Origin of the sequence: Mycobacterium sp. (genome assembly GCF_035506235.1) — a bacterium.
Classification (GTDB): domain Bacteria; phylum Actinomycetota; class Actinomycetes; order Mycobacteriales; family Mycobacteriaceae; genus Mycobacterium.
In genome coordinates, this window is record NZ_DATJPU010000265.1 from 1 (window position 1) to 6421 (window position 6421).

At 67.3% G+C, this 6421-nt stretch carries 10 protein-coding genes; 6 read left to right on the forward strand and 4 right to left on the reverse strand.

Annotated elements, in window-relative coordinates:
- The coding region (locus VMD50_RS24770) for an SDR family NAD(P)-dependent oxidoreductase (protein ID WP_325431717.1) at nt 1-406 on the reverse strand (406 nt) is incomplete at its 3' end.
- Between the two features lie 183 nt (nt 407-589).
- On the opposite strand from VMD50_RS24770, the gene VMD50_RS24775 reads away from it, so the two are divergent.
- Together VMD50_RS24775 and VMD50_RS24780 are read left to right on the forward strand one after the other, a co-directional pair.
- Nucleotides 590-1225, forward strand: coding sequence for an HD domain-containing protein (locus tag VMD50_RS24775; protein ID WP_325431719.1), 636 nt, complete (start codon nt 590-592; stop codon nt 1223-1225).
- 60 nt (nt 1226-1285) lie between these two features.
- On the forward strand, nt 1286-2074 hold the full coding sequence (locus VMD50_RS24780; protein WP_325431721.1) for an enoyl-CoA hydratase/isomerase family protein: 789 nt from the start codon (nt 1286-1288) through the stop codon (nt 2072-2074).
- Between the two features lie 21 nt (nt 2075-2095).
- On the opposite strand, the gene VMD50_RS24785 is transcribed toward VMD50_RS24780, so the two are convergent.
- Nucleotides 2096-2503: a DoxX family protein gene (locus VMD50_RS24785; protein ID WP_325431735.1), complete on the reverse strand. Its 408-nt coding sequence runs from the start codon at nt 2501-2503 to the stop codon at nt 2096-2098.
- Complete coding sequence (locus VMD50_RS24790; RefSeq protein WP_325431723.1) at nt 2503-3426, reverse strand: alpha/beta hydrolase; 924 nt, start codon at nt 3424-3426, stop codon at nt 2503-2505. Before VMD50_RS24790 ends, VMD50_RS24785 begins: the two co-directional genes overlap by 1 nt.
- A gap of 82 nt (nt 3427-3508) precedes the next feature.
- Between VMD50_RS24790 and VMD50_RS24795 the strand changes: the two genes are divergently transcribed.
- From VMD50_RS24795 to VMD50_RS24805, 3 genes are read left to right on the forward strand one after another with little or no spacing between them, the layout of a single operon-like run.
- The gene (locus VMD50_RS24795; RefSeq protein ID WP_325431726.1) at nt 3509-3904 is read left to right on the forward strand and encodes a hypothetical protein; all 396 of its coding nucleotides are present in this window, start codon (nt 3509-3511) and stop codon (nt 3902-3904) included.
- 2 nt (nt 3905-3906) lie between these two features.
- On the forward strand, nt 3907-4230 hold the full coding sequence (locus tag VMD50_RS24800) for a DMT family transporter (protein ID WP_325431727.1): 324 nt from the start codon (nt 3907-3909) through the stop codon (nt 4228-4230).
- A gap of 35 nt (nt 4231-4265) precedes the next feature.
- Complete coding sequence (locus VMD50_RS24805; RefSeq protein ID WP_325431729.1) at nt 4266-4973, forward strand: cysteine peptidase family C39 domain-containing protein; 708 nt, start codon at nt 4266-4268, stop codon at nt 4971-4973.
- Here the strand turns inward: VMD50_RS24805 and VMD50_RS24810 are convergent.
- Nucleotides 4963-5808, reverse strand: coding sequence for an alpha/beta fold hydrolase (locus VMD50_RS24810; protein ID WP_325431731.1), 846 nt, complete (start codon nt 5806-5808; stop codon nt 4963-4965). The genes VMD50_RS24805 and VMD50_RS24810 overlap by 11 nt on opposite strands.
- 202 nt (nt 5809-6010) lie before the next feature.
- On the opposite strand from VMD50_RS24810, the gene VMD50_RS24815 reads away from it, so the two are divergent.
- Nucleotides 6011-6208, forward strand: a complete 198-nt coding sequence (locus VMD50_RS24815) for a hypothetical protein (protein ID WP_325431733.1) — start codon at nt 6011-6013, stop codon at nt 6206-6208.
- The last annotated feature ends 213 nt before the right edge of the window (nt 6209-6421 follow it).

Below are 6421 nucleotides of genomic sequence, written 5' to 3' on the forward strand. Positions count from 1 at the left end.
TCGCCAACTGGCTCAGGTGCAACGGCCCCAGCACGTGCATCTCGATCATCAGCCGGGCCCGCCGTTCGGGAAACCCGTCGAGCGGCCGCAGGAAGGTGACCGCGGCGTTGTTGACCAAGATGTCCGGGGCGCCGACGGCGCTCACCACCTCGCCGAAAAGCCGTTCGCGTTCCTCGGACTTGGAAAGGTCCGCTGGAATCGCGACGGCCCGGCCACCCGCGGCGACGATCTCGTCGCGCGTCTGGCTCAGCGACCCCTGGTATTTGGGATCGGGGTCCATCGTGCGCGCGGTCAAGGCCACCGTCGCTCCCCGCGCGGCAAGCCGGGCGGCGATCGCCTTGCCGAGGCCACGGCTGCTTCCGGTGACGAGGGCGACCATGCCCTCGCACCGTTGGTCTGCGCCCATTCGAATATCCTCCAGTCCTCCTCCGGACCGCGCGGAAACGGCTTCTCAAATACAGAGAATGCCATTGTCATCAGTCGATCGGAAGTGCGCGTCGGGCCGCCCAAAACGTCATGGCCTAAATAGTGGGGATGTTGTCGTTCTGGCCACTCCCCACGACAGGGCCGCGGCCCTACGGTGGTGGCCATGCAGTCGCATCCGGACCTTCCAGACACCGCCGTCACGCAGGCCGCGATCCAATTGGCGCACTCCACCGAATCGCCGTCCGTGTTCAACCACAGCGTGCGCAGTTACCTCTTCGCTGAGGCGCTCGCCACGCACGAGGGGATGCGCGCGGACGTCGAATACACAAGGGAAGCTTTGTTTTTGGGCTGCATGCTGCACGACCTGGGCCTCGGCACAGCGGCCCCCGGCAAGGAGAGGTTCGAGGTCGAGGGTGCCGATCTGGCGGTGACGCTGCTGACCGAGCACGGCTGCGAGCGCGCGCTGGTGGACGCCGTGTGGGAGGCCATTGCCCTGCACTCTTCCGCCGGCATCGCCGAGCGGCGGGGAGCGCTGTGCTACCTGGTGCGCGGTGGTGTCGGTGTGGATTTCGGCCGCAACGCCGAGTTCATCGACGATCAGACCGCCGCCGCGGTTCACATCCAATACCCGCGGCTGTCGATGGCGAGCACGTTGGTGGACGCGATCGTGGCGCACGGGCGGCGCACCCCGGAGGCGGCGCCGCCCTACTCGCTGCCCGGCGACGTGCTGCGCGAAAGGCGCGCCGACGGCGTCACCCTGCTGGAACGCGCCGCATCGCAGGGCAGGTGGGGCAATTGATTCATACGATCGGCGTTGCACCCGCGTAGGAGTTGCACCCCCGTAGAAGAGGAGCAAGCGATGGGCATCGTGGCATACGAGCAGGACGGCGCAATCGGAATAGTCACGCTTTCAAACCCGCCACAAAACCGCTTGAACGCCGCGATGATCAAGGAGCTGGCCGGCGCGGTCGAATCAGCCGAGACCGGCCACGCGAGGGTGCTGCTGATCCGTGGCGCGGGCGACCACTTCTCATTCGGTGTTGACCTGGCTGAGTGGCATGGGCTCTCCACTTCGGGGATGCGCACCTACCTGTTGCGGCTCAACCAGGTCTTTCAGCGGGTCGAAGGCCTGGCGATCCCCACGATCGCCGCCATACGCGGCGGCTGCATGGGCGGCGGCCTCGAACTTGCCCTGCATTGCGATTTCATCGTGGCTGCCCATGATGCTCAATTACGTTTTCCCGAGCCAACAATCGCGTTACCCCCGCTCGGCGGTGGTCTGCAAAGGTTGGCGGAACGAGCCGGTCGCGCGCAGGCCGCCCGGATGGCGGTGCTCTCCGACGTTGTGTCGGGAGCCGAAGCCCAACAACTGGGGCTCATCGCACGCCTGGCGGATTGCGCCGAAGTCACCGACGTGGCCGATGCGCTCGCGCGTCAACTCGCCGACGGTGCGACACTCGCCTACACAGGCGCGAAAGCCATCCTCAAAGCCTGGTCGGAAGGCGGGGTCGGCGCCGCCGACCGACTGCTGATCGACATCGGTCATCCGGCGCTGGCATCTGAAGACTTCGCCCGCGCAGTGCCCAGCGCCGTCGACGCGCTGCAACGCAACGTCCCGCGGCCGGCGTTGAACTTTGGCGGGACGTAAACCTCGCTGCGAAATGCAGCGTCAGGCTTTGCCGCGTAGCGCGTCGATCGAATATCTCCCTCCGCCGGTGAAGACCAGCAGGAAGAAACCGAAGCAGAAGAGTATCGCCGCAACCCCGCCATTGCCCGCCGGTGGATCCCCGATGGGCCAGAGCGATCGCGGTTGGTGCATCCAGAAATAGGCGACGGCCATTTCACCCGAGGCGATGAACGCCGCGACGCGGGTGAGCAATCCGATCGCGATCGGCAACCCGGTCACCAATTCGATAATGCCCGCGTACCACCCGGGCCACGCTCCGAACTCGACGGACCATGTCGGTCGGACGGGCCAGCCGAAGACGATCATCGAGCCGTACGCGGCGAACAGCGAACCGTAGACAAACCGAAACAGGCTCAGCACAGCCGGCGCATGGCGGTCGAAAACCTTCATCACCACCCAGACGTTACGGTCGCCGCCCAGTCAAGCAGGCGCCGCCAAAGCCGATGGCGGCTCGAAGCCATGTTGTGGCAGTGCGCGCTGTCGGCCAGGACGACCGTCGTGATGTCGGGGCTACTGCGAAACAGGGCCGCTTCCGCGCGCGGGTCCGGTGAGACGTCGACCACGCCATAGCCCAGCAGCACCGGAACGTCGATCTGTGCGGCGTGCTCGGCGACGACGCCGGGGATCATCGCGGTGCCGAACACCCGCGGCACCACCGACTTCGCCGTGACGCAGTCGGCCGCGACCACATCGGCGGGAACGTCGGCAAGGTGAAACCAGCTCTGCAAATACTCGCGGGGGGCCTCGGCATATCGCTCGGGAAGAGCGGAAAGGATCTGCCGGGCCAGCTCGTCGCGGCCCTGCGGAGTTCCGGCTCGGGCGATGAACGCCGAATCCAGGTTCAGCGGTGCGACGTGTTGATTGGTGCAGCCCAGAGCCGCGAGTCCGGCGTAACTGGAAAACAGCGATTGCTGAACGACCGCGAGATATGCGCCCAGCGAATGCGCCACGGCCACCGCGGGCGCGTGGTCACCGGTCACGGCCGGCAAGGCGGACACTGCCCGCGCGAGCGCGGCAGCGATGTCAGTGAAATCGAAATCGCGTGCAGGCTTGGAACTTTCGCCCGTTCCCAGCGGGTCGATCGTGACGACACCGTAACCGTTCGCGGTGGCGAACTCGGCAAAGCTGTAACCGCTACGGCCGGAAATCTTGAGGTCCCAGTATTCGCGGCTGTAGGTGCCGCCCGGCAGGCAGACGAGCACCGCGCCAGCGGCCTCGGCGCCGGGTGCCGGGTAGTAGGTCGCCGCCAACCATGCCTGCTCGCCGACCACGTCGCTGACATCGAAGCGCATCAGTCGTGGGGAAACGGTCATGGCGCGCCTTTCGTCGTAGCCGTCATAGTTTCTACCGTCGTAGCGTGATAGTTGGTTGGGCAGGTGGAGTTGGGAGTGGGAAATGGCTGAAGAGACCGGTACCGGGCACTCGAGCCCGGCAGAACGCGCGGCACAGGTCGAGCAGCGAGTGAAGGAGCTTCGCCAACGAAGGGCCGAGTTGGCCGCCGGCGACCGGCCGTCCCAGGAGTCGGTCAGCTTGGCGCGCCACCGCGCCGGGGAATCTCTGCAAGCCGCCGTGGACGCCCACCACGCCGCTGCTCAACGGCACGAGGAATTGGCGCGCGTGCACGAGCGGACGGCGAACACCTACCAACGCGCCGCCATGGACGGACGTGGCTCCTCCGCCCAGCTGCAGCAGGCGGCCGATGAGCACTGGCAGGCCGCGCACGACAGCCACCTGGACGCCGTCGCAGACGAGGGGCAGGCCGCGAACCCCACGAAGTCCACGTCGGGTTAGCGTTGACCTACCTGTTGCTGCTGTGCGCGATCTTCGCCGAGGTCGTCGCGACCAGCTTGCTCAAGAGCACCGAAGGGTTCACCCGGCTGTGGCCGACGGTCACCTGCCTGGTCGGCTACGCCGTCTCCTTCGCGCTGCTGGCGCTGTCCATCGCGCGCGGCATGCGGACGGACGTCGCCTACGCGTTGTGGTCGGCGATCGGTACGGCCGCCATCGTGCTGATCGCCGTGCTGTTCCTCGGCTCCCCGGTGTCGGTGGCGAAGGTCGCGGGCGTCGCGTTAGTCATCGCCGGCGTGGTCACGTTGAACCTGGCCGGCGCGCATTAGGTAACGCCGCGACGCCCTTCTCAGACATTCACAGCATGATCGTCGCTCGCACGGCCCGGGCCGCCGGCGCTGCCGCGCTGGCCGGTGCCGCCGCGCTGATTCTCGCGGTGGGCACCGCCCACGCCACGCCAAACCCGCCCCGCGGTGAGGGCACGCTGTACGGCAATCCCGCGGCGGCCTCCGCGTTCTGGCGCTACCAGGGATACGACGACGACTGCGTGGAAATGGCGGTCTCCGACGTGGTCGGCGAGCTGACCGGCAAGCAGCCCTCCGAGCAGGGAATCGTCAAGCTGGCCCAGTCCACGCCCAGTACCGTCCACGCCGGGCCGATCTACACCACGCCGAAGAAACGCAAGCCCGGCAGCGGCGGCACCTCGTTCGACGACGAACCGGCGCTGCTTGCGCATTACGGCATCCACGCCGTGTCGACCGACAAGGCGAGCGCCACAAAGAAAGGTGCCCCCGCAGGAATGACGGCACTCGAGCAGGACCTGGCCAAGGGCCGCAAGGTCATCGCCGGGGTCAACTCCGAACTCATCTGGCGCGAGCCCGTCGAGGACAAGACTCCCGACGGCCAACCCGAAGCCGACCACGCCGTCGTGGTGACCGGTGTCGACACCGCGGCCGGCGTCGTACACCTGAACGACAGCGGCAGCGAGCAGGGCCGCGACGAACAGGCGCCGATCGACGTCTTCGCGCAGTCGTGGGCCACCAGCGACGACCAGATGACCGTCACCGATTAGCGACGGGAGCCATGTTCAGCAGGTGCACCAGCGCGTCCGTCACCTCGCGGGGGCGTTCCTCCATGACGTAGTGGTCGGCGCCGCGCACGCGAGTCAGCGTGGCATGGGGAATGCGGTCGGCCAATTCGCGTGCGGTGTCGAACGGGATATACGGGTCGCGGTCGCCCCAGATCACCGCGACCGGGCAGCGTACGGTCGCGAGCCCGTCCGCCAACCATCCGACCGCGGGCACCGGGTAGTGGGCGAAAAATTCCCAAAACGTGCGCCTGCCTTGCGGGGTGTCCATCCACGCCAGGTACTCGGCCTCGACGGCGGTGTCGAAACAGCCAAGTTTTCGGTAGCGGGCCAGGGCGACGTGGTGCAGCGTGGCCAACGGCAGGCGCCGCGCGGTCGCGGACAGCACCGGGTTGGTCGCGATCCGGTGCTGCCCCAGCGAGAACCGGTAAAACCACGGCCGGAAGATGCCGTGCGCGCGGGTGTTCAAGAGCGCGAGTCTTTGCACGCGGTCGGGGTGGCGGATGGCGTAGCCGAGTCCGATGAAACCGCCGTAATCGTGGGCGCACAGGTTGAAGCGTTGCCACCCCAACTGCCGCGCGAACCGCTCGATCCGGTCGATCTCGTTGTCGAACGTCGGCGGGGTCGACGGCGGATCGGACCGGCCGAAGCCGGGCCAGTCGGGCGCCACGACGTGATGGCTGCGAGCCAGCGCGGGGATCTGGTGGCGCCAGCACAACGCGCTCTGCGGGTAGCCGTGCAGGAGCAGTACCAGCTCGCCGCTCCCGGCGGCCGCCCCAAACACCCTGCGTCCGTCGACATCCCACGTCGTCGATGTCATCACCGGAACCTATTCGAAAACCGCCGTGCGCTGCCCCACGCTTCGAGACGGGCGCCGCTCGATTACCGCCATTGACACCCGGCCTAGGATTTCGCCATGCCGATTCTCGGAGACCAGACCGTCGTGGCCGCGCGAGTGACGACGCCTGGCACCATCCGATCCTGTCCCCCGCCGATGACGAGCTGGGCGCGTCCTCACCCTGATGACGGTGCACACCGGCTGGCGCGACATCGAAACCGAGGCAATCCAATTGCTGTCGAACAAGAACATCGCCACGCTGAAAGCGCCGTCGGCCGGCGCGATGCTCAAACTCCGCGCGCCAGTCGCCCCTCAGCTGGGTGACTTGCTGGCCGCGGCCTGCGTCGACTTCTCCGTGCTCCCCCGGGGCTACGTCGCATAAGCCCGTCACCCGAACGCCGTTTCGTCGCCCGTACGTGGGCTCGCGTTCATATGGCGGACGCCAATTGCGCGTCTGGTGTGCAAACACCGCTGCCACACTGGCGGCCTGCGCGCCGCCGGGCATGCCTCTAGGGAGTAGGACCCACGATGACCGACCTCGATCAGACACCCTCCGACGGAATCTCCCCCAGCCCCACGCGGGCCGACCTGGTCG

Excerpts from the sequence above, each read along its gene's own strand:
- VMD50_RS24795 (WP_325431726.1), top strand. The coding sequence starts at position 3,509 with ATGGCTGAAGAGACCGGTACCGGGCACTCGAGCCCGGCAGAACGCGCG.
- VMD50_RS24790 (WP_325431723.1), bottom strand. The coding sequence starts at position 3,426 with ATGACCGTTTCCCCACGACTGATGCGCTTCGATGTCAGCGACGTGGTC.
- VMD50_RS24780 (WP_325431721.1), top strand. The coding sequence starts at position 1,286 with ATGGGCATCGTGGCATACGAGCAGGACGGCGCAATCGGAATAGTCACG.
- VMD50_RS24810 (WP_325431731.1), bottom strand. The coding sequence starts at position 5,808 with ATGACATCGACGACGTGGGATGTCGACGGACGCAGGGTGTTTGGGGCG.
- VMD50_RS24805 (WP_325431729.1), top strand. The coding sequence starts at position 4,266 with ATGATCGTCGCTCGCACGGCCCGGGCCGCCGGCGCTGCCGCGCTGGCC.
- VMD50_RS24785 (WP_325431735.1), bottom strand. The coding sequence starts at position 2,503 with ATGAAGGTTTTCGACCGCCATGCGCCGGCTGTGCTGAGCCTGTTTCGG.
- VMD50_RS24775 (WP_325431719.1), top strand. The coding sequence starts at position 590 with ATGCAGTCGCATCCGGACCTTCCAGACACCGCCGTCACGCAGGCCGCG.
- VMD50_RS24815 (WP_325431733.1), top strand. The coding sequence starts at position 6,011 with ATGACGGTGCACACCGGCTGGCGCGACATCGAAACCGAGGCAATCCAA.